A 987-nucleotide genomic window follows, 5' to 3' on the forward strand; every position below is an offset into this window, starting at 1 on the left:
AATGCTGCCCGTGGTCGTCGCAACGTCTTCACCATCAGCAGAGGTCGCCGTCACACCGAGATCAAACGACCCGCTGAAATCTTCAGCCGGGGTGATCGTCAGGCCTTCGATCTGATCCGGGCTCAGGGTCCAGGTTCCGTCACCATTATCGGCACCAGCCGACAGTGTTGCGCCGTCCGGTACGCCGGAAATGGTAATGCTTAGAACTTCACTGGAATCTGTGAGACCTGAATCAATATCGAGCGCGATGGCACTGTCTTCGTTGCCGGAAGCATCAGCGACATCCAAAGTCGGCGCATCAGCCACACCGGCCACATCAACGGTGATGCTGCCCGTGGTCGTCGCGACGTCTTCACCGTCCGCTGACTGAGCGACCACGCCCAAATCGAACGATCCGCTGAAGTCTTCAGCCGGCGTGATCGTCAGTCCTTCGAGCTGATCCGGGCTCAGCGTCCAGGTGCCATCACCGTTATCGGTGCCAGCCGACAGGGTTGCGCCATCGGGAACGCCGGAGATGGTGATCGTCAGAACTTCCGAACTGTCGGTCAGACCGGCGTCGATGTCGAGTGCAATCGCTGAATCTTCGCTGCCCGAAGCATCTGCGACATCCAAAGTCGGTGCATCGGCAATGCCCGCCACATCAACGGTGATCGACCCGGTCGTGGTTGCGACGTCTTCGCCATCCGCAGACTGAGCTCTCACACCCAGAACGAAGCTGCCAGAGAAGTCTTCAGCCGGTGTGATCGTCAGACCTTCGAGCTGATCAGGGCTCAATGTCCAGGTGCCATTGCCATTATCGGTACCGGCCGACAGGGTCGCGCCATCCGGAACACCACTGATCGTTACCGTCAGCGTTTCGCTGGAATCCGTGAGACCAGCATCAATGTCGAGCGCGATGGCAGAATCTTCGGAGCCAGAGGCATCGGCGACTTCCAAAGTCGGCGCATCGGCAACGCCCGCAACATCAACCGTGATGCTGCCGGTCGT

General features: G+C 59.4%; 1 protein-coding gene. It reads right to left on the minus strand.

Annotated features, from left to right (window positions below):
• Positions 1-987 (minus strand): Ig-like domain-containing protein (locus CU041_RS20240; protein WP_212733828.1); only part of this gene is annotated, 987 nt, incomplete at both ends.

Origin of the sequence: Thalassospira povalilytica (assembly GCF_002844235.1) — a bacterium.
Taxonomy (GTDB): domain Bacteria; phylum Pseudomonadota; class Alphaproteobacteria; order Rhodospirillales; family Thalassospiraceae; genus Thalassospira; species Thalassospira povalilytica.